General features: G+C 60.2%; 20 protein-coding genes. 5 read left to right on the top strand and 15 right to left on the bottom strand.

Features of this window, described 5'->3' with window-relative positions:
• The first annotated feature begins 140 nt into the window (after positions 1-140).
• Positions 141-530: a GFA family protein gene (locus tag J3U87_RS05220; protein WP_237381976.1), complete on the top strand. Its 390-nt coding sequence runs from the start codon at positions 141-143 to the stop codon at positions 528-530.
• Between the two features lie 276 nt (positions 531-806).
• Here the strand turns inward: J3U87_RS05220 and J3U87_RS05215 are convergent, their stop codons facing one another.
• Both J3U87_RS05215 and J3U87_RS05210 read right to left on the bottom strand, forming a co-directional pair.
• The gene (locus J3U87_RS05215; RefSeq protein ID WP_237377302.1) at positions 807-1868 is read right to left on the bottom strand and encodes an IS110 family RNA-guided transposase; all 1062 of its coding nucleotides are present in this window, start codon (positions 1866-1868) and stop codon (positions 807-809) included.
• A 1701-nt stretch (positions 1869-3569) separates the two neighbouring features.
• Complete coding sequence (locus J3U87_RS05210) at positions 3570-4487, bottom strand: LysR family transcriptional regulator (RefSeq protein WP_237381975.1); 918 nt, start codon at positions 4485-4487, stop codon at positions 3570-3572.
• A 120-nt stretch (positions 4488-4607) separates the two neighbouring features.
• On the opposite strand from J3U87_RS05210, the gene J3U87_RS05205 reads away from it, so the two are divergent.
• The 4 genes from J3U87_RS05205 (at position 4608) to J3U87_RS05195 (ending at position 7666) form a co-directional block, all read left to right on the top strand.
• Positions 4608-5075, top strand: coding sequence for an SRPBCC family protein (locus tag J3U87_RS05205; RefSeq protein ID WP_237381974.1), 468 nt, complete (start codon positions 4608-4610; stop codon positions 5073-5075).
• A gap of 552 nt (positions 5076-5627) precedes the next feature.
• Positions 5628-5816 carry a hypothetical protein gene (locus J3U87_RS05200; protein WP_237381973.1) on the top strand — a complete coding sequence of 63 codons (189 nt, stop codon included), beginning with the start codon at positions 5628-5630 and terminating at the stop codon, positions 5814-5816.
• Between the two features lie 20 nt (positions 5817-5836).
• On the top strand, positions 5837-6412 hold the full coding sequence (locus tag J3U87_RS35200) for a S26 family signal peptidase (RefSeq protein WP_420038253.1): 576 nt from the start codon (positions 5837-5839) through the stop codon (positions 6410-6412).
• A gap of 60 nt (positions 6413-6472) precedes the next feature.
• On the top strand, positions 6473-7666 hold the full coding sequence (locus J3U87_RS05195; protein WP_237381972.1) for a putative manganese transporter: 1194 nt from the start codon (positions 6473-6475) through the stop codon (positions 7664-7666).
• Positions 7667-7741: 75 nt separating this feature from the next.
• Here J3U87_RS05195 and J3U87_RS05190 read toward each other — a convergent pair whose 3' ends face one another.
• The 13 genes from J3U87_RS05190 to J3U87_RS05135 all read right to left on the bottom strand — a co-directional run bounded on the left by J3U87_RS05190 (position 7742) and on the right by J3U87_RS05135 (position 25673).
• Complete coding sequence (locus J3U87_RS05190; RefSeq protein WP_237381971.1) at positions 7742-9469, bottom strand: AAA family ATPase; 1728 nt, start codon at positions 9467-9469, stop codon at positions 7742-7744.
• The gene (locus tag J3U87_RS05185; protein WP_237381970.1) at positions 9447-10385 is read right to left on the bottom strand and encodes an ABC transporter ATP-binding protein; all 939 of its coding nucleotides are present in this window, start codon (positions 10383-10385) and stop codon (positions 9447-9449) included. Before J3U87_RS05185 ends, J3U87_RS05190 begins: the two co-directional genes overlap by 23 nt.
• A 20-nt stretch (positions 10386-10405) precedes the next feature.
• Positions 10406-11209 (bottom strand): ABC transporter permease, encoded by an 804-nt coding sequence (locus J3U87_RS05180; RefSeq protein WP_237381969.1) that lies wholly within the window; start codon positions 11207-11209, stop codon positions 10406-10408.
• A 67-nt stretch (positions 11210-11276) separates the two neighbouring features.
• Entirely contained in the window at positions 11277-12350 is a 1074-nt protein-coding gene (locus tag J3U87_RS05175) for a putative urea ABC transporter substrate-binding protein (RefSeq protein ID WP_237381968.1), read from the bottom strand.
• Between the two features lie 232 nt (positions 12351-12582).
• Positions 12583-13401: a coiled-coil domain-containing protein gene (locus J3U87_RS05170; RefSeq protein ID WP_237381967.1), complete on the bottom strand. Its 819-nt coding sequence runs from the start codon at positions 13399-13401 to the stop codon at positions 12583-12585.
• A gap of 150 nt (positions 13402-13551) precedes the next feature.
• Positions 13552-14475, bottom strand: a complete 924-nt coding sequence (locus tag J3U87_RS05165; protein ID WP_237381966.1) for a hypothetical protein — start codon at positions 14473-14475, stop codon at positions 13552-13554.
• A 228-nt stretch (positions 14476-14703) separates the two neighbouring features.
• Positions 14704-16242 carry a phosphate ABC transporter substrate-binding/OmpA family protein gene (locus tag J3U87_RS05160; RefSeq protein ID WP_237381965.1) on the bottom strand — a complete coding sequence of 513 codons (1539 nt, stop codon included), beginning with the start codon at positions 16240-16242 and terminating at the stop codon, positions 14704-14706.
• A gap of 98 nt (positions 16243-16340) precedes the next feature.
• Complete coding sequence (locus J3U87_RS05155; protein WP_237381964.1) at positions 16341-17138, bottom strand: vWA domain-containing protein; 798 nt, start codon at positions 17136-17138, stop codon at positions 16341-16343.
• 137 nt (positions 17139-17275) lie between these two features.
• On the bottom strand, positions 17276-18982 hold the full coding sequence (locus tag J3U87_RS05150; protein ID WP_237381963.1) for an ABC transporter substrate-binding protein: 1707 nt from the start codon (positions 18980-18982) through the stop codon (positions 17276-17278).
• Between the two features lie 1236 nt (positions 18983-20218).
• A complete protein-coding gene (locus J3U87_RS05145; RefSeq protein WP_237381962.1) occupies positions 20219-20512 on the bottom strand; it encodes a cellulose binding domain-containing protein in 294 nt (97 codons plus the stop codon).
• Positions 20509-20640 (bottom strand): Ig-like domain-containing protein, encoded by a 132-nt coding sequence (locus J3U87_RS35195; RefSeq protein ID WP_420038283.1) that lies wholly within the window; start codon positions 20638-20640, stop codon positions 20509-20511. The genes J3U87_RS05145 and J3U87_RS35195 overlap by 4 nt, the downstream gene beginning before the upstream one ends.
• A gap of 816 nt (positions 20641-21456) precedes the next feature.
• Positions 21457-23229, bottom strand: coding sequence for a glycoside hydrolase family 9 protein (locus J3U87_RS05140; protein WP_237381961.1), 1773 nt, complete (start codon positions 23227-23229; stop codon positions 21457-21459).
• Entirely contained in the window at positions 23226-25673 is a 2448-nt protein-coding gene (locus tag J3U87_RS05135) for a glycoside hydrolase family 94 protein (protein WP_420038282.1), read from the bottom strand. The genes J3U87_RS05140 and J3U87_RS05135 overlap by 4 nt, the downstream gene beginning before the upstream one ends.
• Positions 25674-25686 lie beyond the last annotated feature (13 nt).

Raw genomic sequence — 25686 nt, 5'->3', positions numbered from 1 at the left:
CACCGATTCGGCACATGGGTTTGGATCCTCGGCTGCCTTGATTCCACGACAGGAAACGCGATACCTTGTCCCTGAACAAGAAACCGGAAACATCGAAACCCTGCGGCAAACACCACCATCCGGCGATTGGGGGTCATCACATGATTCACGGCTCGTGTTTGTGCAAATCGATTCAATTCACCATTCACGGCGCGTTGCGCGCATCTCGATTCTGTTACTGCGTTCATTGCACCAAGTACGCGGGCACCTCCCCCGCCTCCTGGGCCATGGCCGAGAGCGCCACGCTCGAGGTTCACGGCCAAGGTGATATCCAAAAGTTCAATTCCGGCAGGGGCCTTCGCTGCTTCTGCACCACTTGCGGCTGTCCCGTTTGGTTCGAATCGATCGAACACGCCGAAATCGTGGCGATCCCACTCGGGGTTCTCGACGATGGCGACATCCCGGCACCGGAGATGCATATTTTCACGCAATCCAAACCGACCTGGTGCCGCATCCACGACGACCTGCCGCAACACGAAACCTACCCCTGAACCGCTGGGTCTCGGGTCAAAAATTCAGGTAGAAGCGGAGTTCCCGCATACAGAGAGAGACGTCGTGCCTGTAGGTTGGCCCGCTGGGCCGACGCGTCGAAGCAACCCATCAAACGGAAGTGTATTACGCCAAAGAGCGAAGCCGCCCTTTTCCCTCACGACCCCCATCGAAAGCCACAAGGTCCAAGGTTCCCGCATCGTGAGAGGGTCGTCGTGCCTGTAGGATAGTCTGTTGTGTGTCAACCCTAAAATTGGGGGAGGAATGCGGAAATCTTGTCAGGTTTTGCACATCTTTTCCGCAGACGCACACTTTTGAAAATCCTCCTGGTACGGAACTCCTGTTTTTAGAATTGCCCGCATGAGCACCAACAATTTGCGCATGACCGCCACGACAGCGGCCTTTTTCGACTTTCCTTTGCGTATCAACCGCTCGTAGAATGTTTTCATTTGTTCGTTAAAACGGCAGGCTGTCAGCGCAGGCATGTAAAGCCCCGCTCGCAGTACCGCTGAGCCTTTGCGACTTATAATCGTCGTTTTTTTCACCGAGGTCCCCGATTCGAACTTTGACGGGTTTAACCCTGCAAATGCACCGACTTGGCGGCTTCGCGCAAATCTTCGGAGATCTCCCATTTCAGCGATGACCATTACAGCAGTGAGGAAACCGATCCCTTTTATCGTGCATAACAAGTCCACATCCTTCTTGAGTTTTGGGGTCCGGTTGAGAAGCTTTTTGATTTCCTTCTCGACCCGATCGATATGGTCTTGTAGCTCCTTGAGATGTTTTTTTCGAATCTTCTGAACCGCTTCGATTTGCAGCGGCTGACCTGCCCGATTCCCCTCGGCTACCTGGAGTTCGACATACTCCTGCCTGCATCGCCACAAGTCCTTGAGAATCTGATAGGTCCGACTCGGAATCGTTTGAATTTTAGGTTTGCGTTCTTGACCGAAAAGGGCAAGCAATCGAGCATCCACCCGATCGGTTTTATTTCGAAGACCTCGGCTTTTTGCGTAAGCGGCCGTGAGCGAGGGGGTGATCATACAGATGGATGGCCCCTTGTTCATCGACAGCCACAAACGTAATTCCTCGGCGTATCTTCCACAGTCCTCCATCACGACCCAGACATGCTCTTTGAAAGGTTCGGGAAACCCAAGAGCCTCATCAAGCCAGGTCAAGGCATCTTCTGCCCCTGTGAGAGTCCTTGGGAATTTACGAGCGGGAATGCGGTGAAATGGGATGTCTTTCTCGAATGGGACGCCTTTCTCGGTGGAAACATAAGCGATATCGAAGGTGTTTTTGCTAACGTCAATGCCGGTCCAGGCGGTTAGGGTCTTGGTCATGAAGAGCCTCCACAATGCCGAAGAGGTGAAGGACGGTACACACCGCAAAAGCCAAACCTGCAAAAACACGGACTTGAAGAATCCCAGATAGTCTGCGGTTTTCAACGGTGTGGAAAGGGTGAGATGAGCAAAATCCTACAGACGAGCTACCCACCAGGGCGCTCAGGTTGGTCGAAGGCTTCATCTCACCCGGCGACTCTGGTCGGCCGGCCGGAGTCGCCTAACCGTCTACCTAAAAAGTTTTCCACAAGATTCACAGTTTCCACAAAAAGAAAAAAAGAAGCAAAAAAAGAAAAAGGCTACGGCTGTGACGAACTGAATATTAACCATAGAGCTTGAACTCTATGGTACAGGTTGGCCCGCTGGGCCGACACGTCGAAGCAACCCTTGAAACGGAAGTGTATTACGCCAAAGAACGAAGCACCGAATCTCCCCCACGGGCCAAATCCGAAGTCACAAATTCCACAGTCCCCGCATCGTGAGAGAGGCGTCGTGCCTGTAGGAGGAGAGGGCCGCTCAGGCCAGCTTGCGCCACCAATCGAAGCGACGGCAGTTCCGAGCTGAAATCGAGCAAAAGAGCGTAGCGACCCACTCAAGCGAGCAAGCCTTAACGAAGAACCCAACCCCCTCGATTCTAGCCTCGCGGCGAAAGCAAGTCGCTTCGAATGGTTGAGCAGGCTGCTCAACCTACAGGCCTGGAACCACTTACGAAAATACGGGAACTGCATGCTTCCGTCCGACCAGGCTGGCCAACACATCGGAGGGGTTCGGTAGGCAGTCCCCGCATTGAGAGGGAGTCGAGGTGCCTGTAGGTGGAACAGCTTGCTCCACCAATCGAAGCGACGGCAGTTCCGAGCTGAAATCGAGCAAAAGAGCGTAGCGACCCACTCAAGCGAGCAAACCTTAACGAAGAACCCAACTCCCTCGATTCTAGCCTCGCGCCGAAAACAAGTCGCTTCGAATGGTTGAGCAGGCTGCTCAACCTACAGGCCTGGAACCACTTACGAAAATACGGGAACTGCATGCTTCCGTCCGACCAGGCTGGCCAACACATCGGAGGGGTTCGGTAGCCAGTTCCCGCATCGTGAGAGAGGCGTCGTGCCTGTAGGTTGGCCCGCTGGGCCGACGCGTCGAAGCAACCCAAGCAACAACAACCAATTACGCCAAAGAGCGGAGCACCGAATCTCCCCCACGGGCCCAATCCGAAGTCACAAATTCCACAGTCGCCGCAACGTGAGAGGGGCGTAAGGCCCTGCTCCACCAATCGAAGCGACCTAACACAGATCAAAATCGATCATCGGGAGATCTAGACGCCCCACTTATCTGCTTCGCTCTTTTACCACTTGACCTTGCGAAGCCTTGATCGCTTCGAAGTGTCGGGCCAGCGGCCCTACCGGCCGTGCCCTACCGGCCGTGCCCAACTTACCGCTGCGCCGACCCTCAAAGCATGCCGGAACTCCTCACATGGGTCACTTCGAAAAGTTCATCCGGCCGATGGACCTACCTGGCCTTACCGGCCCTGCACGACGACCCTCTCGGCTTGCGGTTACTGCGCGATTGGCTCGCTTCGAAAAGTTCATCCGGCGGATGAACCTACCGAGCACGACGAATCTCTCTGCATTCGGGCACTCCGTGCAACTTCGTTTCACAAGAGAAAAATCCGCTGATTCCCCACGAAGCCGGGTTGGCAACGGAGCGGGTTCACCGCTTTCGGTCGGGGTTTCCGCGATCCGGGAAATGCGCGGCCAGGTGCTCGATGAAGGCACTCAGGGCCGGCGTGATGAAACGGTCGTGGGGGTACACCAGCGCAATGGGTTGGGGTTTGATCTCGAAGTCCTCCAGCAACGCCACCAACTCGCCGCTTGCGAGGTGCTCGTCCGCCAGAAAATCCGGCAAGCGGGCGATCCCCGTTCCCGCACGTGCCAAGTCGCACACCGTCTGGCCGTCGTTGGCTTCCAATGCCGGTTGGATGGTGACGTGAAAGACGCCTTCCGGTCCCTGGAAGGCCCAGCGCCGGGGACTGCGCGTGGAACTCTTGGAAATGCAGACGTGCTCCCGCAAACCCTTGGGATGTTTGGGCCCATCCTGGTTTTCGAGGTACGTCGGGTTTGCCACGACCCTCACCCGCATCTCGCCCAATCGGCGCGACCGCAGGCTTGAATCGGTCAGGCTGCCCACCCGAACCGAAAGGTCGAAACCTTCCTCGACCAGGTTCACGTAGCGGTCGACCAACAGCCAGGACAGCTTCAGCCCGGGATGGCGTCGTAGGAAACGCCCGAAAAGTGGGGCCAGGTAGTGACGCCCCAACACGACCGGCGTCGTCACCCGGAGTTGACCCGTGATCTCGTCGTTCCGATTGGCGGTCTCCCGGTCCAGCGCCTCGATACGGGCAAGAATCGCATCGCACTCGTCGGCAAATCGGCGCCCGGCCTCGGTGAGGCTCATCGACCGCGTGGTCCGCAACAGGAGTTGCCGGCCGTAGCGGGCCTCCAATTCCTGAACGTGCCGGCTCACCGCCGAGGGCACCAGGTTCAGCGCATGGGCGGCGCCGGTCATGCTTCCTTGGCGCACCACCTCGCGGAAGACCCTCATCGACTTGATCACATCCATATTCTTCATATTATTTGAAGAATCATTTCATTTACAGATCATTTTTCTACTTTTTTCAATTAAGTAACATGAAGGCCCACCGGGAGCTCACGCGGCCTCCGGCATTCCACTCTTCGAGGTGTTCGCCACATGTCCCTACTTGCCCGCCAAAGCATCGAAATACAATGCCCTATCGCCCCCCTGTTCACCTACGTGATCAACATGGAGCACTTCGGTGAGTGGTTTCCCGAAGTGGTCACCATCCGTTCCCACAACGATCGGAACCACGGCGACGTGGGCAAAACCTACCTGGAAACGGTCCGGGTGCCGCCGTCCGAAACCGCGGACATCGTAATCGAAGTTGTGCGCTGTGAACTGAACCAGTCCTTCACGACCGAGGGCGCCTTCGAGCCCTTGCGGCCCAGAATGACCATCGAACTGGAACCCGTCACTCCCGAAACCGTGCGGTTGACCTGGGCCATGGAAACCCGGGCCACCGATCCCGAGATCCGCGACAGGATGGTGAACCTGTTCGGACCGGTCATGAGTGCACGCGCCGAAACCGCGCTGCAACGCCTAAAGGCCAGGCACGAAAACAGTTCCGAGCCCGTCGCTTGACCCCATGGCTCCCTGCCGGCCGTCATCTCGGAGAGCATCTCGACCTCGAAACATAGTGGTGTTTCAACCCGGGATCGGCCTTGCCGTCGCAAAAGAAATCGGGAAAACAGGAATTCCGGAAGCCAGGATAAGCATCGCCGTGGTTCACTTCCAAGAAGCCATCCCTTTCTGGCTCATCTTTGGCTATAAAGTCTGTCCACGGATCACACAGATTGACACGAATGGTTGAACCGTCCTCGGATCCCGTATTCCCGATTTCTCGAATGACCGATGGTACTTTCGTTCGCCGCGCATCCAAGATGTTGACCTGCATGTTTCGTCAAATTCCGGATTCGCACCTGCCCGAAGGTTTGCTGGACTCACTCAACCGGGGCGACACCAAAACCTCACAAGTAACTCATTTATAACATCTTACCAATATTTTTCGAAACCTGCCAGGCGGCCAGGGCACATGCCTCGGGTAGGCGCTCCAGATCTTTTTGATACAGCGTCTCAAAATCATTGACAGCTTCTGGTGTTTATGAGAAGTTTGGAAAAATTAAAGGAGGCCCTATGCGTTTTACACACTATCTAAGTGCGTTGGCATCTGTGTTTTTCTTTGCAACTGAGGTTTTGGCTCATCCAGGACATGATCCACAAGGAAGCCCACACCACAATGTTGGTTTCGTCATTCTCTCCGTGGCGATCCTGGCGGTCGTGGCCGCGTTTTTTGGGGCTAAATCACTCAACCAATTCTCTTGAAAACATTTGGGCAACCAAGAATGTTCAGACGAAACAGGGCGAGTGTCCCTATCCACAATCTTTGGGAGTGGTGTATCCGCTGTAGTAACCTGTTAGGCCTCAAGTTTTATCGCGTTCGAGGGCACAACATGCCCCCGATATTGCGAGATGACCAACTCGTATGCGCCCAAAAAATCTCCAACCATTCCGCTCCTCAAAAAGCCAGTATCGTTATTTCGACACATCGAGTTTATGGGCAATTCCTAAAACGCATAGTCGCGAAAAACGGGGACACGGTTCTAATTGGCGGTGATGGAAAACTATCCAGGGCCCTCTGCGACATGGGGCTGATTGTCCGAAGTGCCATCACCGCCCGCTGTCTTTTTCATAGTGGCATCACAATGATATTCTCCAAACCAAGTCCTACTATCAAACGACAGAAGACCCGCGGGCGAATTGCTCCGGGCCACGGGTTCACTATTTGCGGGTTACGCCACGGTAGGCCCGATGTGACGCCAACACGTCGCGATCTCGCGGATGATGGGTTCGACAGACACATGACGACGCTGGGTCAGGTAGACCTCGTGTCGGACGCGGTCGAAGACGCAGAGAGGTAACGGGTTCGGCTTGGGCCAAAGAGTTCGATCGACATTCGGAGCGAAAAGGACAATCACTCAATGACCACCTGGATATTGAGAAAAATAAACGCGTCCAAAGCCTTTCCCATACTGGACACCGTGCCGGAATCCTATCCCAACGGCATTTCCCTTTTTTGTGTGCTGTTGGTCCTATTGTTCTTCGTCCAGCGCTATGACCCGGCCATGTTCAACATGATCGTGAACACCTTGAGTGACGCATATATAGGTGTCAGTATTTTCGTCGCCCTTACCCTGGCCGGTTTTTATTCGTTGGATCGCTATTTGAAGTCGGATCTGACCCGGTTTTTGAACGGTTCCAGTGCGGTCCAGGTACCCTTGGCCGCGTTTTTGGGTGCGTTACCCGGGTGCGGTGGCGCGATTATCGTAGTAACCCAGTTCGTGAATGGGGGATTGAGTTTTGGGGCACTGGTCGCGGTACTGATTTCCACGATGGGTGATGCGGCCTTTTTGTTAATCTCCAGAAAACCCGACATTGCCCTGTTGGTATACGGTATCAGTTTGGCTGCCGGCATTGTTTTCGGGATCGCCATCAACTGGTTGCACGGCCGCGACTACATGAAATCGGAGCCTTGCTCCCTTGGCGATGGCCCGAAAGACTTTCCACGTCTCACCTCGTGGATGGTGATGTCCTTTCTCGCATTGTTGGCCCCCGCCAGTTTGATCGGTATCCTCGAGGCCTGTCAATTCGATCTGAACCCACTATTCGGAACTTGGGCTCACCTGGAGCCCGTGAAGTGGTTGGGATTCTTCGGTGCCTTGTTGTGTATCATCGTCTGGATCTGCCAACCTTTGGACTCGTGGTCCGCACGATTTGCCGATCATTCTGAAATAAAGTACCTCAAGGAAACCATCGTAGCCGAAACGAGCTTCGTGTCGGTGTGGGTCATATTTGGTTTTTTATCTTATGAATTTCTGGTGTATTTTACCGGCCTCGATTTACACGCCCACTTCGTGGAACTCGGACAATACGGTATTTTACTGGCCATCGTGATTGGCTTCATCCCGGGATGTGGTCCACAGATCGTGGTGACAACCCTATACATCAACGGTGTCGTTCCGCTGTCGGCTCAGCTCGCCAATGCCATCAGCAACGACGGAGATGCACTGTTTCCGGCCATTGCCCTCGCGCCCCGAGTCGCCATCAAAGCGACCATCTACAGCGCGATCCCCGCATTTCTCATCGGCTACGGCGCCCTTTCGATGGGTTACTAGACCAGCGCCAAGCTTGCAACCAGTTCCGGCTGCAAAGCGATCCTTTCCGGATGAGCACGAAGCCGGAGAGCTCCGTCAGTGCAGGTGCCGCATGGCCTCGATGCGCTGGACCATCTCGGCATCGCCCAGGCTTCGGTAACGTTCCGGAAGCAGCGCTGGATAGCTGCAGTGCCGCGCCGCGATCAAGGACTGCAGTTCGCGCTGCTTGGTGATGCTGCGGCTGGCGCTCCATCCACTCAGCACATCAAGCGGTGTCAGCTCCGGACGATGCCGTCGCTGGGCCAGGATCTCGGTGGTCAGGTTGCGGTAATCGCGAGCGGAGTAGTAGGCGGTTCGCGCCATGAGGTCCGGCCACTGCGATTCCGGCACCGCGATGTTCTTGCGATCCAGCATCTCGGCCAGAAAGGCCTGGCGCACCTCGCCTTCGGGATCGAAGATCGGTACCTGAACGGGGGCCCGGCTCTTGATGTCGGGATCCAGCAGGTCGGGACGCGAGGTCATCAGGCCCCAAACCACCTTGCCGAAGAACCGCGAGTCGCTCATCATCTTGATCACGTTGCCCGCCAACCGCTTTTCGGTCTGGTGGGTGCTTCCGCCGTGGATCGACCCGAAGGCCGTGTGGGCCTCGTCCACCAGGATCAGAATCTTGCCCAGCGTCAGCAGGTGCCACCGCAACAGCTCGAAAAAGCGATCCGTTTCGCCGAAGTAGGAGCCCCGAATGCCCGACAGCTCGATCACCACCCGACCCGAATCGGCCGCGAAACACTCCAATTGGAAGGTCTTGCCGGATCCGTTGGGGCCGGACACGATGAATGCCGGCACCGCCGTTTCCACATCCTCGCATCGCTGGAACAACTCGCCGAAAATGCGGGTGGTCTCGTGATTGCCGATGATGTCGGCGCGCGTTTGGGTCGGGTACTTGACCCGCACGATCTCGCCGAGCTGGGTTTGCACGATGCGGTTCACCTCGCCGACCACCTGATCGCGGGTAATGCGCTTGCCCGTCGCCTCGGCCACGCGCAACAGGTCGTCGAGGTCGCTCAAGGTCAGGCCCGCCGTATCCTCGACGAACGCCTTACGTCCCCCGGCAATGCGCGGCGTCGTGTGGTTCTTGACGAAGTGATCGACGAAGTGGGCCCGTTCGGCACGGGTCGGCAGGCTGATCTCGAGGTGGGCCACGTTGGGCAGCGCCAAAATCTTGGGGTTGATCTCGGCTTTGGTGTGGTTCACCAGAAGCACCAGCTCGGGACTGCCCTGAAAGTCGGGACCGGACATCCAATTGAGAAAGTAGACCAGGCGCTGGCGATCCAGCTCCGAAAGCCGATCGAAGTTTCCGGTCGGAAACAGGGCGCCACTGAACTGAAGCACGGCACAGAGTGGCCGAAGCTCCGGTTCCAGGCTGCGCACGCGCTGAAACGCCTCGCCGATGCCCTGCAACAACACCAGTGCCTGCAGGGGGTTGTGGGTGCTGCTCTCCAGCATCCGGCGCAGGGATTTGATGCGATGGGAGGGAATGAAGACCCCGTCCTTGGATTCGCAGACCCTAAAGACTTCGGCCTCGGTGCGTTTGTCGGGAAAACTCAAACCGGAAGCGATGTCCATTCGAACCGCGTTGAACTTGGATCCCAGTTCGGCGAACACCAACTGTTCCAACGAGACGAAGGCCTGACGCGCGGGGCTCCAGAACAGGCCGTAGGTATCGCCGGTCAGGACCACCAGGTTCTTGCGGCGGAAACCGTAGGCCTCGTTCAAGCGATCGAGAAAGGCCGGTCGGCCCGACTTAGGCTGGTTTTTCACAGGCATCTTGCTTCCACTCCCTTTCGTTCACGGTTCGAAACGCGTCGCGATGGGTGAGATTGAAATCGCGAATGTGCTGGAGATAATCGGGATCGAGACCTTCTTCGCGAATGCGGGCCACCAGTTGTCCCATCTCGGGTGAGTAGAGGAAATCGGTGGGTTTGGGATGGGCGCCCGGCACCGCGAGGTCACCGACGATCTTGGCGCCCTGCCCCGGTCCCGCATCGGTCTGATAGTACTGGCTCAGGACCACCACCCGGGAGCCCAGGAAACAGGCTTCCTCCAAGTCGTGCGTCACGAAGAAGATCGTCATGCCGTGGGCTTCCCATTGCTCCAGAATGAAGAGCTGCATTTCCATTCGCGTCGCGTGGTCCAGCGCACCGAAAGGCTCGTCCATCAACAGGATGCGCGGCTTCATGATCAGCGATTGGGCGATCGCCACCCGTTGCCGCATACCACCCGACAGTTCGTGCGGGAACTTGTGGGCCGAACCGGCGAGGCCGATGCGATCCAGATAGCTGCGCGCCTCGTCCAGGTGGCGGGCCCGTCGCTCCCGAAACCTGAACGGCCGCCAGAAGCGCCGCAGCAAGCTCGGATCCCGTGCATTCAGGCCGAAAACGATGTTCTCCAGCACGGTCAGGTGGGGAAACAGCGAGTACTTCTGAAACACGATACCGCGATGCCGGTCGGGCGTTTCGATCTCGCGATCGTCCAGCAGGACCTTGCCGCGGGTGGGCCGTTCGGCGCCCAGGATCAAGCGCAGCAAGGTGGACTTACCGCAGCCGCTGGGGCCGACGACGGTGATGAACTCGCCCTCGCTGACCTTGAAATCGATGTCGTTGAGGATCAGGTTCTCGCGTTTCTGGCGGTCTTGGTAACTGACGTACACATCTTCCATGTGAAGCATGGTCTTGCCACTCATCGGCACTTCCCTCCCCTCGTTCAATGCGCGCGATGCCACGCGTAACCCTTCTTGATCCAAAGCCGTACCAGCAGATCGGCGGTGAACGCCAGCAGGCTCATCCACAACACGTAGGGGATGATGATGTCCATCGCGATGTAGCGCCGCACCACGAAGATGCGGTAGCCCAGGCCGACCGAGGCGGCCAGGGACTCGCCGGCGATCAGGAACAACACCATCGCCTTGAAATTCAACCGAATCGTGTTCAAGACGTCCGGCATGATTTGCGGCAAGACGACCCGAAAGGTGATGCCCAGGTTGGAGGCCCCCAGCGTGCGCGCCTTGATCAATTGCTCGCCGGGCACCGCCTTGGCTCGCAGGTAGGTGTCCAGCGCGATGGTGGGGAACACGCCCAGCACGATCAGGCTGACCTTCGAGACCTCGCCCAACCCGAACACGATGAACAGGATCGGCAGCAACGCCAGGGCCGGCACCTTGTCGAAGAACAGCATGAAGCGATAGAACAGGGCCTCGACGACGGGAAACAGCCCCATATACAGACCCAACAGAATGGCGAACCCCATCAAGCCCAGACTGATGCCGAACCGCTTGAAGCTCGCCCAGGTATCGATCCAAAGGCGGTACTCGCCTTTGCGGTCGGTCTCGAAGGCGGTGCGTTGCACGCCGTCCGCGATCTTCGAAACGGTGGGCATGATCTTGTCGCTGGGATTCTCCTGGTGGCGCTGGTGCGACACGAAGAGGTAGGCCCCGATACAGATCAGGAACAAGGCGGACGAGAGCAGCGCCGACTGAAGCGGACTCGGCTTCCAATACATATTGAACATGGCGTGATTTCCTTTGATTGGTCGCTTGGGTGTGGCGGGCGTGGCGAAACACTGGGCTTCGCGGGGTTTACAGCTTGCCGGCAGCCGCCATTTTCAAATAGGTCGTGTCGAAGCGGAACTTGACGTTGCCCTTGTCGCCGCGCACCGAACCGTCCGGGAAGCGAATGCCTACCACGTCGGCCGACGGTGCGTCCTCACCCAAAAGACCCTGCTGGAAACAGAAGTCGCGCACGTAGTCCATGTTGCGTTTGATCTCCTCGCCACCCGCGTAGTCGATGGCGGCCTTGGGGGTATAGAACATGGCGGTCGTCTTGAGCTGGTTCTTGAACTCGATCGGCGAGCACTCGGCGCGCCCGGCCATCTGGGCCAGGGCCTTGTTGGCGGCGGCGCCGCGCTGCGACATGACCTGCATCACTTCGTACCAGGCACCCGTGAGCGCCTTGCCCAACGCGGGGTTCTCGCTCAAGGTCTTGGTGTTGACCACCATCATGTCGATGATCTCGCCGGGAATGTCGGCCGAGGTGAACAGTTTGGAAATGCCGGGATGTTGCTCGATCTGCATGACGATCGGGTTCCAGGTCACCACCACTTTCTGGCTCTTGTCGGCCAGGAAGATGGGGCCGATGTCGCTGTCGGAGGTGTTCAGGATGCGCACGTCGCGCTCGGACATGCCCTGCTTCTCCAGGTAGCGGTTCAGCAGATAATGCGACACGGTCAATTCCACCAGGCTGATTTCCCGGCCCTTGATGGACTTGGCGTCGATGTTGTCGCGTACCAGAATGGCGTCGTTGCCGTTGGAGTAGTCGCCGATGATCAAGGCCGTGCTGTCGATGCCGGATGCGGCCGGCATGTTGAGGCATTCCATGTTGGTCATGACGCAGGCATCGACCTGACCGGCCACGTAGGCTTCGATCGAGGCCACGTAATCCATCTGGACCAGTTCGATTTCGATGTCGTACTTGTCGGCCCACTTTTTCAGAATGCCGGACTCCTCGGCATAGGGCCAGGGCATCCAGCCCACGTAGATCGACCAGGCGACCTCGTACTTTTCACGGGCCATGGCCGGAGTCAGGGCCAAGGAACCCAAGACCAGCAGTGTCAAACATTTGGCAAAACCATATAAGCCACGATTGGCAAACATACCATTCTCCTTTTCGATTGTGTTCGATTGCGATTGGCGATCCCGACCGGCGGGATCGCGCAGGAATGCCGGGCCGCGCCACCGCGGCGGCCGGCGTTCTCGTCACGGCGAAGGAAAACCCACTGCGACCTGCGCCCAGGATTCGCGGGCGCGAGGCCCGCCCCACGCCGTCGGTGCCGGCCCCCGCGGTTCGGTCGCCTGACCGGCACATCCCCTTTCGGGTGTCGGGTCGTCAGATTCGCGGTCGCTCCTGTTGCTCGACGCCGGGCTCCGCCACCGCGGCCTGCTTCTCGGCCCTGCGCGCGGCCATCATTTCTTCCATCTTCGAACGCGCGGTCGATACCCGGCCCGCACTCTCGTAGGCGCGGTCCTGAACGCGAATGTCCGTGCCCGCCAGTTTCTCCGAAATGCGGGCCTTGGCGGTCAGGTTGCGGTTGGCTTCCAGCACGGCCGAAATCGGTCCGCGGTCGATGCTGCTCTCGAGACCCTGCAGCCGGTCGTTGAGTTCCACGATCCGCTGGGCGGACACGAACTCGGCGACCGCCTCGGCCTTCTGCGTCGGCAACTTCTGGATTTCGTTCTGCATGTCTTGGAGCCGCAACATGTAGCGATCCATCGTCTTCGAGGTTTCGCCGACTTCCTGCTTCAACCGCTCCTGGGTCTGCTCGATTTCCTCGATGCGCACCTGGAACCGCTCGAAGGCGCTGGCGTGTTGGTCATATCCCTTGTCGTCACCGCTGGCCTGAGCCCGCTCGGCGAGGTTCAGGGCCCCGTCGCGCTTCTGCAACAGGTCTTCCTCTTCGTGGTTCAGTTGCTCCAGCCGATGGCGTTTGTCTTCCAAGACCGCCTCGACCTCGGAAATCGCGTCGCGCAGCTCCTGATACTGGCGCACCACCTTGTCCTGGTGCATGTCGAATGCGGCGCCGATGCCGTCCACCGAACCGGTGAACTGCTTGTCGGCGGCGTCGATGATGCCGCGGGCCTTCTTCCAGTTCCAGTATCTGAAGTATCGAAAAATCGCTCGAAAGATTCCTACTTGCTCGGTCGACATGTCAGTCCTCCACCTCTCTTGGCTCTTTGTTCTCTTTCGCGGGCCGCGCGGACACCCGTCCCAAGCGCCGCGGCACATTCGAACACAGCGGTGCCGATCGCCGGCGATTCGAGATCGCCCCCTTGGGTCGACGGTGCCGGCGCGTGCGCCTCATCCGTCCCGTGGGGATTGGTGTTTCCCCGCGGCTAGATATGCTTCATCCGCGGCCTCGTCCGGACCCCGCTCCAAACCGCGGAGTCGGTCTTCCACTCGGCGAGCCGCGCTGACCGCGTTTTCCAAACTCGCGGCCGTGTGTTCTCCTGTCCTTACAGGCGTGAATTTGCCGCCAACAAGGTCAACGACTTCCAAATAGGCGGTTTCCAGCGCGGCCTCCAGGATTTCCACCTCGGCCAGCAGCTCGGCGACGGCGCCTTGGCGTTGGCGGACCTGCTCGAGACGGCGCCGATGGCTCTCGATCCGCGTGCGCAAGGCGCCGGCGGCGGCATCGTCCGCGGTACGACGTTGGAGCTGGCGTTCCCAGCTCGTGATCTCGCCGACGAGCTTGGCTGCATCGACGTGGACCAACGCGGTTTGGATATCGCGCGCCTGGCGCAACAGGACCTGGCCCTCGCGGTAACAGTCGGCGGCCAACATCTGGAAGCGTACGATGGTGCCGTGGTCGCGGTTGGCCCCCTGACGGCGCAGGTACCCGTCCAACTTTTCGAAGGCCTCGCGAAGTTCCAGCAGGGCCTGGCGACCCTCCGCGAATCCGATCGACGCGAAACGCGCCAACTCGGCCTCGAAATCCTTGGTGGCCCGATCCTCCCGCGCGGCCAACTGCTTTTGGACCATGCGGGCCGCCAGCTTCTCGCCGCGAACGAAGTAGTGGAAGACCCAGGAACCCAAAGACGCGAAAGCCCCGGCCAGCGCACCTTTGATCGGCCCCGCCGACACGCCGAAGGCGCTCATGTAGACGCCGCACAACACCGAAACCGCCGCCGGATAGAGCGTGGTCGGATGCTGGACGGCCTCCCAAAAGACCGCCCGGGCGACCTTGCCCGCGTTCCATTCATCTCGAGATTCACGATGTGCCATAGTATCCATCCAGAAACAGGGTTTTTCCGAAAATGCGCCTCTGAATCGGCAGGGTTGCCAACGCCAACTGGTATCAGCAGTCAGGTCTCAGGTGTCAGCTCATTACCTACGAACAAGGACCTTGCTGATACCTGATACCTGATTCCTGATTCCTGATACCTGATACCGTGCCCATCCAGCCAGACCACCCGGGGCGTGGCGACCATTCCGTTCCTGGATGGGCACGAGTCAGAGTACATTCCCTTCGACGGCCACGAACTCCACGCGCGGCAGACGGTAACGCCAGGCGCGCTGGGACTCGTTCGCTTTGCGTGGCAGCGGTTGGCTGGAGCCGATTCCCTGGGCGAGCAGGCGATTGGCGTCCATACCGTGGACGGCCAGCAGGTATTGGCGCACGACCTGGGCCCGTTCGAGCGAGAGTTTGCGATTCTCGGCCTCGTCGCCGCCCGGCCCGGTGTGGCCACGGATGATGATGCGGTATTGGGGATAGTTGTTGGTCAGGGTGGCGGCGATTCGGTCGACGCGCGCCTTGCCCTCCTCGGCCAACAGGTTGTTCCAGCTCTGGAAGGTGATCGGCTCCAGTCGGAAGGTCCCGACGACACGCAATTCGGACCAGGCCTCGGCGTCCAGGGCCGCGTAGCCGGACTTGGGCGGTCGGGCCGTGGCGGCGCGGGAGGCAAGGACATCGTCGCGCGCCAGTTCCTCCAGGAAGCTGCGATTGGTGATCTGGTAGGGGTTGCCTTCCAGCGGATCCCTGTCCAATTGTTTGGTGCGCAGCAAGACGTCGGTGCAGGCGATGATGGTATTGACCAAGCCCTCGGTGCTCTGGGCGTCGGCCCGGTCGCCAGCGATCCCGAATTGATCGCTACAGTTCTCGCGCAGGTCGAGCCAGTCGATCTTCGGGATCATTTCGGCGACGACCGGTTTCTTGAGACCCGCCGAGCGCGCCATTTCCGCGACCATCCGTTCGCGGTCGTTGGCATAGACCGCCTGGGTCTGGAAATAGGTGGCCAGGAAATCGTGGACCAACTTGCGGTCGCGGCGCAGCACATCGCGGTGGAACACGAAGACGTCCACGATGTAGCCGGAAAAGTCGTCGGAGCCCCAGAGGTAGTTCATCCCGTCCAAGGCCAGCGCTTTGGAGAGATCCGGCTCCCACAGGACAAAGACATCGCCGTCGCCCTTGCGAGCCCGTTCCAGCACTTCCTCGGAACTGCCGGCCCGTTGGCGCCATCCGTCGCTGTCCCGCAGCCTGGCCAGATCGAAATCGGCGATGGTCAGATCGAGCAGGAAGGAGCTAGGCGAGTCCGCGGTGTAGACCACGTTCAAACCGGGATCGTCGAGCGCGTTGATCTTGTCGCCGTCGAGCCGATCGGCGCGAGCGACGATGCCGTCGGCCCCCTTGGATTCACTGATTGCGGCCACCACCACGCCGGGATAGTCGTGCTGGCGTCCCTGTTCGAGGTAGGTGTTGACGGGCAGCACGATGCAGTCGTACTCACCGGCCGCGAATTTCGCCAGGCGTTCCCCGTAGGCGCCGCCGTCGTCGTGGAACTCGACGCTGAAATCCTTCTGAACGCTCTGCTTGCGCATCTCCGGCGAGTTGATGAACCAATAGCCCAGGTAATTGTCGCCACCGATGCGCAGGCTGCGGCTGACCCGCACCGAAGTCTGGCGCGCCAACAACTCGTCGACGTACTTCCAGGCGAAGATCGCGGCGCCTCCCACAAGGAGAAGGAGCACGAAACCAATCGTAGACTTTTTCATAAATCACTCCAATCACAACGAGTTCGCACCGACAGCACGCGATGGCGGTTCGTGCCGGCGGCCTTCGGTCGTAGGGGCATCGAACCCCGACGGCGGGTTCATTCGAACGCGGCCACATCGAAGTCCGGCAATTCGGCCAGGGTCGCTTCCAGCCCGCGTTTCAGATCCTCGAAGTTGTCCGCGGAACGGTACGATACCGAGTACTGCCGCAGCGGATGGGACGCACCGACACAGAGCCCGATCGTGTAGATGGGGATGCCGTAGGCGGCCGCATATTTGGCGGCGCGGTCCAGGTCCTCGGCCTCACCATCGGTGACCACCACGATGCGGAACTCGCCGTAGCCCAATTGGTGTTTGTACTGGGATACCAGGCGATCGGTCGCAATGCCGATCGCTTCGGCCAGCGGAGTTTTTCCGCCGGCTCGGATCATCCGGACCTTGTCCAGGAACCTCGCCTTCTGGCCACTGCGCAGGGCCAACCGCTCCCCCTGACCGCTCGCATCGAAGGTGTAGAGGCCGAGGTTGACGCTTTCCGGCACCGAGGTCATGAACTGTTCGACGGCCCATACCGCACCGTCCAGCTTCGACGAAAAGCGATCGCTCGGGCCGCAGGCGCCGCTGACCTTTTCGTTCATGCTGCCCGAGCCGTCGAAAATGAAATAGAAATTGCGGGTCAGGGCCACTTCCGCCCCGTCCCGGGCTTCGATGGGGATTTCGACCCGGTCCAAATCGACCCAAGCCCTGTCCGTGGACTTCACGGGCGCGGGTTTGGTATTGGTTGGTACGGTCGCGCGTTTGGCGTGGGACCGCTCCTGACAGGCGGAGCTGGCGATCACGGCGGCCAGCAACCACAACGAGGTGCGCAAGCCACGGCTTCGCAAAGAAAATGGGAACACGTTCGCCTCCTGGTGAGTGCCCATCCAGCAACGGGATCATCGAAGCTACCGAAACGGCCCGACTGGATGGGTACGCGTGATTGATGTGATCGAATGGCGTAAAACGGTGAGGAACAGCGGGTTTGAAGGCGCCGCCCTCAATCCAGGGGCACGAATTCGCTCAACTCCGCTTCGACTTGCTTGATGCGAAACACCACGCGGCGGTTGGCGGCCCATTCCTGCTTGGTGCGGGGCGGGTTGAACTTGGGCGCGGCCACACCCAACCCGACGGCGATGAATTGGCTGCCATCGACCTCGATGCCGCGCGCAGTGGCGAACTTCAGGAAGCTGCGACGCACCGCGCGTGAACGCTCGAGCGAGAGGTTCTTGGCCTGCTGCTCCATTTGCGCGATTTCCACGGAGGGGGTGCCCTTCTGTCTGGCACGCGCGATGCCCAACGGATCCGAATGGCCTTCGACCACGATCAGCGAACCGCCGTAGGTTTGCGAAATGTCCAGCGCCTTGGAGAAATCTTCGGCGTATTGCGATTCACTGAACTGGCTCTGATTCGGCTGGAAGTTGATTTCCACTTGGAACAGGGTGCCGTCCTCGGCCCAGGCGTTGGGTTCCACCGAGATCCGTTTTTCGATCTTCTTGACGACCTTTTGGGTATCGAACTTCTTCTTGGGTTTGGGCACCGCGTTGGCGTATTTGAGGTTCTTCGCCAGCGCAGCGTAATTCCATTCGGCATCGGCAAGCTTGGTCTTGCCGTGAATCAGCCCCACTTGAAGGAAGCCGGACTGGATTTCCCGAGTCAGGGTCGCCAAGGTGCGACGCGTGCCCTTGCCGGTGAAGAACGCCACGTTGCCGTCGTAACCCACGAATTCGCAATCGGCCAGCAGACCTTCCACATCGGGCACCGCTTGGGGCGCACCCAGCAGCAAATCGGCCGCGCGGCTCACGGTCTGTTGGTATCGCGACCGTTGCGAGGCCTTGTTGGCCATCAGGTCGCGCAGGCCTTCCTCGCCTTCCATCAGTGACTTGACGAAGGCCTCCACCTTGCCGCGGTTCTGTTCCAGGTAGTCGCTGCGCACGGCGTAGACGTCGGCGATGACGCGCGACGCGGTTTTGGTGGAAAGCATGATCTTGGCGCCTTTGACCGAGCCTGCGGCACCGGAGCCGCCGCGACCACCGGAGGTCAGGCTGAGTGCATCGGGAATGATGCACATGGCCGCATCGATGTGCTTGTCTTCCAGGAAGGCGTTGACCGGATCGAGAATCTCGCCCTTGGTATCGAAGGTCGGCAGGGTCAATTCCGAGAACCATTTCAGGTCCACCTTGTTGGGCGGGACGCCGGCGGTATCCAGAATGTTGAGCAGGTAGTCCATGTGGGGCCCGTAGAGCTGGAGGGCGATCGTCTTGCCCTTCAACCGTTTCGGCGTTTTGATGTTGGGTCGCACCACCAAGGCGTCGCCTCCGTTGGACCAGGTCAACTGGTAGATCACCACCAGGTCGACGCCCTTTTTCTCGAAGACTTCCGCGGCGGCGTTGATCATGCCCATGGTGCCGCGCAGATAGGGCGTGTCACCTTCCAGGCAGCGGGCCACCTGGCTGGGGAAATGGTTCTCGAGAGACAGGGTCACATCGAGGCCGTTGCGGCGAAAGATGCCGTTCTGTTCGGCATAGATGGTGGCCACATCGCCGCCCCAGGTAATCAGGGGCACCCGGGTCTTGCCCGAGGACACCTTTTTGACGCGGGCCGAAATCACGTCCGCCAGGGGTTTGGCCTCCTGGGTTCGGAGCGATTGGGCGTGAACTGTCCAAGTCGTCACGAGCAGGAACAGAGAGATCATATATTTGGACAAAGAAAGCCTCCTCACAGAGCCTGTGTCATCGAGCCGGACGCGCACGGAGTCCTCGCACGGTTCCGCGGTCACGGCTCGGGCATGTTGGGTTCCGGCCTGTCGTGGCGATGTTCTGAAATGACCCGAGGCGCAACTTGCGCGCTATGCCCGCGGTCCATGCCGGCGGGCTCTTCGGGAGTCGTGCTCGGGGCCGGTACCCGAACGACCTATGTCAGCCACTCAATCGATAAGGCGCGAAAATCGCGGCGACGGGACACACAAACCGTCAATTGAAGCTCGTCATCAAGGAGTTCCCGTATCCTGGCAAGGGTTGCCATTGCTGTAGGTTGGTCAGGGGCGGTAAGCCCGCTGGGCCGACTTTTCGAAGCGACTCAGTTGCAATCAAGCATAAATCTAAAGAGCGAAGCTAATTCTGACGCAGAAGGGCGCCAAGCCGAAGCAACGCGGACTTGGCGTTCCCGACATCTGAGAGAGCCGAGCAGCCAGGCAGGTTCAGCAGTGGCGATAAGCCGGCCCGCTGAACTTACCGAAGCGACTTGGCTAGGAAAAACATTAACCCCAAAAACGGAGCCGATCCTTGCCCTACAACGATGTTGGGGAAAAAGCGGCTCCGTTTTGTTGTTCATGTGCATTGTGGGTTCGGGTGGCTTCGGAAAGTCCATCGGGCCGATGGACCTACCTGGCCTTACCGGCCCTGCACGACGACCCTCTCGGCTTGCGGCTACTGCGCGATTGGCTCCCTTCGAAATGTTCATCGGGCCGATGGACCTACCTGGCCTTACCGGCCCTGCACGACGACCCTCTCGGCTTGCGGCTACTGCGCGATTGGCTCCCTTCGGAAAGTCCATCGGGCCGATGGACCTACCTGGCCTTACCGGCCCTGCACGACGACCCTCTCGGCTTGCGGTTACTGCGCGATTGGCTCGCTTCGAAAAGTCGGCCTAGCAGGCCAACCTACCGCCATGGCCCTTCTTTCGTGCATGCGGGCACTCCTGAGTGTCTACTGGCAGGGCGTGCCGGTGATCGCGGGCATCTCGGGTTCGCCGTTGGGCGCGCCCAAAGCACCCAATCGGGCCGATGGACCTACCTGGCCTTACCGGCCCTGCACGACGACCCTCTCGGCTTGCGGCTACTGCGCGATTGGCTCGCTTCGAAAAGTCGGCCTAGCAGGCTTACCGCCCCTGACCAACCTACCGCCATGGCCCATCTTTCGTGCATGCGGGCACTTCTGAGTGTCTACTGGCAGGGCGTGCCGGTGATCGCGGGCATCTCGGGTTCGCCGTTGGGCGCGCCCAAAGCACCCACGAAGCCGAAGACCACCTTCTCGCCTGGCAGAATCACGCGGTTCCAATCCAGGTTCGATGCGGTGACGGCTCCAGGGCCACTGCCCTCGATCTGCGCGTTCCACGCATGCTCGATCCGATCCCGTGTGAATTGCCAGCTCACCGACCAACCGGTGATCGGCGTGTCGCCATTGTTGGTGATCTCGACATTCGCGACAAACCCGGTGTTCCAAACGTCTTGGATCACGTAGGCGCAGTTTCCGCCACCGGCGCGGATTCGAGGCCGCTGTCGTCGACCACGCGGTAGGTGAAGCCGTCCGCACCGCGGGCATCGGCCGCCGGCGTGTAGGTCATGGCCGGTGGGGCGCCGCTCAGGCTACCTTGGGTCTACTGGGAAAGCACCCTGTATCCGGCGATCGCACCGTCCGGATCGCTGCCGGCCAACGCGATCGCGACCGGGAATCCTTCGTAGGTCGTGACCGCCAGATCCTCTGCCACGGGTGGGCAATTGCCGTCACAGGGAAGGCCTGGCTCGGTGCCCGCGATCTTCTCGCCACCGCGATAGACCGGGATTCGCGGCGTTTTGACTCCGTCGTTACCACCGCCACTGGCGATCCCCTCGTAGCTGTAATCATTGCCGTTGTCCCAATCGATCGCGGCGTTCTGCGGCAGCGCGAGTCGGAATTGTGATCACTGTTTTTTTAACTGAATACGCCATGCGTACTCAAGGCTTCAGGATCATTTGATCATGACTCACTCAGCCCCTCATAGCCAAGCTACGGTAAGGAAGTAGGCAATCATTCGATGGAAATCTCTTAAGCTCTCCGTGAACTCCGAGCCCTCTTATGTAACAAACTCTGTAAAACTCGAAGATAAAGATAAAAACCTAAAAAGGCGGATGTGCGGGGAGTTCTTCGAAAAATGTCGGCCCGGCGGGCCAACTTACTGCAACGACGCCCCTCTCACAAATCCGGGAACTCCCAAACAATTCGCTTCGATTAGTTACCCACCTGAAACCCGGGCCCCCGGCCTGGGCGGCGACTCTGTGGAAAAAAATAAACTCACCCCAATCAACAATCATTCTATGCTCAAACTCCAACACTACTCATAGTGAAAAATTACCAGCTCAAGACAACGCTATCATTGAGAATAACCACGTTTTAGGCCCACTGTCACTCGGGGGCCTCCGAATCAAAGACCCATCCGGTGATCGGCCTCCAGCGCACCCGCGAGGAAAATGAAGGTCGCGTTCCAGTTGATCGTGACCTCGTTGGTGGCGTAGCTGCATTCGTGGTCCAGATAGGCCAAGGCGGGCAAGGCCGAGGGATAGGGTACCGGGCAATGCACGAGGTCCTGACGGCCGGCGTGGGGTCCGCCCACCAGGAAGCCCGGCACCGGGGCCTCCACGTCGTCGGCCTGTGAAGGTCGGTGATGGATCTGCCGAGGCGAACGCGTGCCGAACCCGGTCACGAAACACAGGTCGAGCGAGTTGCGGCCCAGGAGGTAGTCGAGGTTGGCCAGCGCGGCCTCGCGAAAGGATGGATCGCCCGTCAGGCGCAACGCGGCCATCAGGACCATGCCCTGCGCCCCGGCCATGCCGTTGCTGCCCCAACTGAAATCCGCCTCGCCGGCGCCCTCCTCGAAGCGACAGGCGTAGGCACCCATGGCCACGCGCGCGGCCGAGTGATGCGCCTGATCGCGCAGGCGCTCACCACTGGCCAACAGGCGCGAGGCGGCCAGCGCGGCCAATTCGGAGGGCACCTCTTCGGCGAAGGCCAGCGACAACCAGGCCAGCGGTGCCACGTAGTCCCAGGAGGGCACGCCGCCGTCGGTCTCCGACCACGAGACCGCGTCCAGATAGGCGCGATCCCCTTCCGCGAGAAACAGTTCCGCGGCGGCCCAGGCCCACTCGTCGCGAAAATCCTCGTGGTCGTAGATGTAAGGTCCGGTGATGACGCCCTCCGGTTGGACGAAGGGTCGGTCGGGATGCGTTCGGGCCCAGCGCCAGGCGGCTCGAGCGGCGGCGCGACATCGCCGAACCCGTGTCGCCTCGCCGGGATAGGATGCCAACACGCGCGAAGCCAACGCCGTCACCGCCGCGAAAGTGAGCGCCGCGCCCGTATTCTTGGCAAACAGGTAACGGGTCTTGACCGCATCGCGCGGCATCACGACGCCTTCGAAATGGGTGACGCTCAGCTTGTGGTAGACGCCGCCGTCGGTCGGATCCTGCATGGTCAGAAGCCAATCCAGGTTGTACAGTACCTCGTCCAGCAGATCGGGCAGTTCGTTGTCACGCTCGGGAATCGCGACCTCCAAATCGGCGTAGAAGTGCGGATCGCGTTCCAGCGCCAGCAGCAGGACCGCCATCGCGAAGGCCGAGTTGACCGTGTACTTGTTGTAATCGCCGGCGTCGTACCAACCACCTGACGAGGCCAGGACCGTGCCCGCCGGTCGGTGTGGTTCGGCAGCGCTTGCATGAACCACCACGCGGGTGTCGGGATGACCCGCGGCCCGAGCCCAGGCACCGCCGAGCGCGGTGGAAACGGCCGTACCGCTGCGGTTGAAGTAGTAGGCTTTGATGGCCGCGGTCAGCACCGGCCGGAAGATGTCCTCAGCGATCCGAAACGGATGGGAGGTGGTTCCGCTTTTCAGTTTCAGGCGGTAGCGACCCGATTTGGTGACCGCACTGAAATCGGCGCAACGCATGTGTTGCCCGGAGTACGGCCAAAAGGACGCGGCCCCCAACATGCCTTCGAACACGACGCGGCCGGATTCATCGACCACCCGGAACGGCTCCCGTTCCGCACCGATCGCGAGTGCCCGCTTCTCGCCTTCGGGATGGAAACCGATTTGATTGAGGAAGATACGTGCAAGATCTCCCCCACCAGATCGGTCCATACCCAAGACCGACACCCCGGATACGAAACCCAGGATCACCAGCAAACCGACGAGTCGCGGACTCATGACCCGTCCCTCCCCATGGTGACCTGGACCCGGTGCACGGAGCCGGCCGCGAACACGGGAAGCAGGTTGCCCGACACCGACTCGCCGTCCACCGTGATGGCGGCGACGCCCTTGCTGACGCGCGACGGGTTGAGGATGTCGATGTGGTAGGTGGCACCGCGGAATTCGCGGGTCACCTGGAATCCGGACCACCTTCGCGGAATGCACGGGTCGATGCGCAGGCCGTCGAAATCGGGGCGAATCCCCAAAATGAACTGGGTCATGGCGTAGTAACTCCAGGCCGCGGTCCCCGTCAGCCAGGAGTTCTTGGCCTCACCTGCCCTGGCGGCCTCCTTGCCCGCGATCATCTGGGCGTAGACGTAGGGTTCCGTTTTGTGGCGCTCGGCGTGGGCTTCCCGCCACGGCGGCGCCGTCTTGCAGAAGTACGCGTAGGCCCGATCGCCGCGACCCAGCAGGGTCTCGGCGATCACGATCCAGGGATTGGTGTGACAGAACACCGCGCCGTTTTCCTTGTAACCTTGGGGATAGGACGAAATTTCGCCGAGCGCCGCGTCGTAACGCGAATAGGCCGGATACAACAGGACGATGCCGTGCTCGCTGTCCAGCAGGGCACCCACCGCGTCGAGGGCCCGTTCGGCGCGGCCGTCCTCCAGGCCGATACCGCCCATGATGCACCATCCCTGCGGTTCGATGAAGATCTGCCCCTCGCGGTTTTCACTCGAACCCACCTTCTGGCCGTCGTGACGGTAGGCGCGGAGGAACCAACGCCCGTCCCAGCCGTGGCGATCCACCGCACGTCGCATGTCGGCCAATCGGCCGCGGGCCCATTCGGCGAGCTCGCAACGCCCCGTGCGCCGGCACATCTCCACGAAATCGCGACCGGTGTAGAGAAAGAGGCCGGCGATCATCAACGACTCGGCGACGCCCTGCCCGCGAATGGCCCCGGTCTGGAACGACTCGTCCGGGTCCTTGGAGAAACTGTTGAGGTTCATGCAGTCGTTCCAATCGGCGCGCCCGATCAGCGGCAACCCATGCGGCCCCAGATGCTCGACGACATGCCGGAACGACGCATGGAGGTGATCGAACAGGGTCGCCGGTTGGTCGGGCGCATCCGCGAAGGGCGTCGAAGCCTCCAGGACGGCAAAATCACCGGTTTCGCGCAAGTAGGCCGCCGTCGACAGAATCAGCCAGAGCGGATCGTCGTTGAAACCGCTGCCGATCGAGCTGTTGCCCCGCTTGGTCAGCGGTTGGTACTGGTGAAAGGCGCCGCCGTCGCGGAACTGGACCGCGGCCAGGTCCAAAATGCGCGATCTCGCCAAGTCGGGAACCGCGTGAACCGAACCCAGGAGGTCCTGGTTCGAATCGCGAAACCCGATGCCGCGCGAGATCCCCGATTCGAACAGCGAGGCACTGCGGGAAACGTGGAACGTCACGGCACATTGGTAGGGCGCCCAGGTGTTGGCCAGTCGGTTCAGGCGCGAATCTTCGGACCGCAGTTCGAACCGGCCCAACTGCGCTTGCCAGTGCCGGCGCAACGCCTCGAAGGCCTCCGCCACCGCCTCGCTGTGGGCGTAGCGCGCCTTCAGCCGGTGCACTTCGCTCAAATCGATCTCGCCCTCGGCGGTCCATTTGCGCTCGGGTGGGTTCTCCACGTACCCCAACAGGAAGACCAACTCCTGACTCTCGCCGGGTTCGAGCTCCACGGTGATGGCGTGGGAGGCCACCGGCGACCAGCCACAGGCGATCGAGTTGCGCGGGCTGCCGGCAACGACCACGGCCGGTGCGTCCAGCCCACCGTAGGCGCCCAGAAAAGCATCGCGATCGGTGTCGAAGCCGTCGATGGCGCGATTCACCGAATAAAAGGCGAAATGGTTGCGGCGTTCGCGGTATTCGGTGGTGTGACACAGGATCGAGCCCTCCACCCAGACCTCGCCCGTCGAGAAGTTGCGCTGGAAATTGGTGCTGTCGTCCAAGGCGTTCCAGAGGCACCATTCCAAGAAGGAGAAGAGTTGGAGCCGACGTGGTCGATCGCTCTGGTTGCGCAGGGTCAACGCCTGGATCTCCACCGAGGCGTCCAGGGGCACGAAGCACAGCAGTTCCGCCGAGATATCGCGGCGCACGCCCTCGATGCGGGTGTAGCCCAGGCCATGGCGACAGGTGTAACTGTCCAAGTCGACGCGAACCGGTTGCCAGCCCGGCGACCAGATATCGGCGCCCTCCCGCAGGTAGAAGTAGCGGCCGCCCTGATCCAGCGGAATCCCGTTGTACCGATAGCGCGTGAGGCGTCGCAGCTTGGCATCGCGATAAAAGGCGTAACCGCCGCCGGTGTTGGAGATCAGCCCCAGAAAACGATCGTTGCCGAGGTAGTTGATCCACGGGTAGGGTGTCCGCGGGGTGCGAATGACGTATTCACGGGCGGGATCGTCGAAATGGCCGAAATGCACGCGGGTGAGGTCC

It is taken from the genome of Sulfidibacter corallicola (assembly GCF_017498545.1).
In the GTDB taxonomy this organism is placed as follows: domain Bacteria; phylum Acidobacteriota; class Holophagae; order Acanthopleuribacterales; family Acanthopleuribacteraceae; genus Sulfidibacter; species Sulfidibacter corallicola.
Note: the sequence above shows the minus strand (reverse complement) of the source record. Positions and strands in the feature narration are given on the sequence as shown.

Coding starts and splice junctions, on each gene's coding strand:
- J3U87_RS05220 (WP_237381976.1), top strand. CDS start 141: ATGATTCACGGCTCGTGTTTGTGCAAATCGATTCAATTCACCATTCAC.
- J3U87_RS05215 (WP_237377302.1), bottom strand. CDS start 1,868: ATGACCAAGACCCTAACCGCCTGGACCGGCATTGACGTTAGCAAAAAC.
- J3U87_RS05210 (WP_237381975.1), bottom strand. CDS start 4,487: ATGAAGAATATGGATGTGATCAAGTCGATGAGGGTCTTCCGCGAGGTG.
- J3U87_RS05205 (WP_237381974.1), top strand. CDS start 4,608: ATGTCCCTACTTGCCCGCCAAAGCATCGAAATACAATGCCCTATCGCC.
- J3U87_RS05200 (WP_237381973.1), top strand. CDS start 5,628: ATGCGTTTTACACACTATCTAAGTGCGTTGGCATCTGTGTTTTTCTTT.
- J3U87_RS35200 (WP_420038253.1), top strand. CDS start 5,837: ATGTTCAGACGAAACAGGGCGAGTGTCCCTATCCACAATCTTTGGGAG.
- J3U87_RS05195 (WP_237381972.1), top strand. CDS start 6,473: ATGACCACCTGGATATTGAGAAAAATAAACGCGTCCAAAGCCTTTCCC.
- J3U87_RS05190 (WP_237381971.1), bottom strand. CDS start 9,469: ATGCCTGTGAAAAACCAGCCTAAGTCGGGCCGACCGGCCTTTCTCGAT.
- J3U87_RS05185 (WP_237381970.1), bottom strand. CDS start 10,385: ATGAGTGGCAAGACCATGCTTCACATGGAAGATGTGTACGTCAGTTAC.
- J3U87_RS05180 (WP_237381969.1), bottom strand. CDS start 11,209: ATGTTCAATATGTATTGGAAGCCGAGTCCGCTTCAGTCGGCGCTGCTC.
- J3U87_RS05175 (WP_237381968.1), bottom strand. CDS start 12,350: ATGTTTGCCAATCGTGGCTTATATGGTTTTGCCAAATGTTTGACACTG.
- J3U87_RS05170 (WP_237381967.1), bottom strand. CDS start 13,401: ATGTCGACCGAGCAAGTAGGAATCTTTCGAGCGATTTTTCGATACTTC.
- J3U87_RS05165 (WP_237381966.1), bottom strand. CDS start 14,475: ATGGCACATCGTGAATCTCGAGATGAATGGAACGCGGGCAAGGTCGCC.
- J3U87_RS05160 (WP_237381965.1), bottom strand. CDS start 16,242: ATGAAAAAGTCTACGATTGGTTTCGTGCTCCTTCTCCTTGTGGGAGGC.
- J3U87_RS05140 (WP_237381961.1), bottom strand. CDS start 23,229: ATGAGTCCGCGACTCGTCGGTTTGCTGGTGATCCTGGGTTTCGTATCC.